A 486-nucleotide genomic window follows, 5' to 3' on the forward strand; every position below is an offset into this window, starting at 1 on the left:
CGGCCGGCGACGGCGACGAGCAGCTCGTCGCCGACGGGATGGCCGTAGGTGTCGTTGACGCCCTTGAAATCGTCCAGGTCCAGCAGGAGCAGCGCCGGGGGCGGGCCGGCGGCGGCGATGGCCGCTTCCAGGGCACGGGTGAGCAGGGTGCGGTTGGCCAGCCCGGTGAGCGGGTCGTGCGAGGCGCGGTGGGCCAGGCTGCGGCGGAGCAGTTCCTGGCGGTGCAGGGCGGTGGACAGCTCGTCGGCCTGGGCGGCGAGCCGGTCGGCCTGGCGGTCCAGGACGAGGGCGCGGTTCTCGGCCAGGCGGGCGACGAGGCTGAGGCGGAGCACGAGCAGGACGGCCAGTAGCACGGTCAGGCAGATGACCACGATGCCGTCGCGGGGGTCGGGGTCGAGGCCGAGCAGCGGCGGGCCGACGCTGGAGGCCAGCGGGCCGAGCAGGGCCAGGGCCAGGAACGTGGCGGCCCGCGCCCGGCTGGAGACG

1 protein-coding gene is annotated in these 486 nt (G+C 76.1%); it reads right to left on the minus strand.

Going from position 1 to position 486, the window contains the following annotated elements:
• Positions 1-486, minus strand: a 486-nt coding sequence (locus ACWJ6R_RS37945; protein WP_449066796.1) for a diguanylate cyclase domain-containing protein, incomplete at both ends; no start/stop codon positions are given.

The sequence above is a fragment of the Planomonospora algeriensis genome, assembly GCF_977012225.1.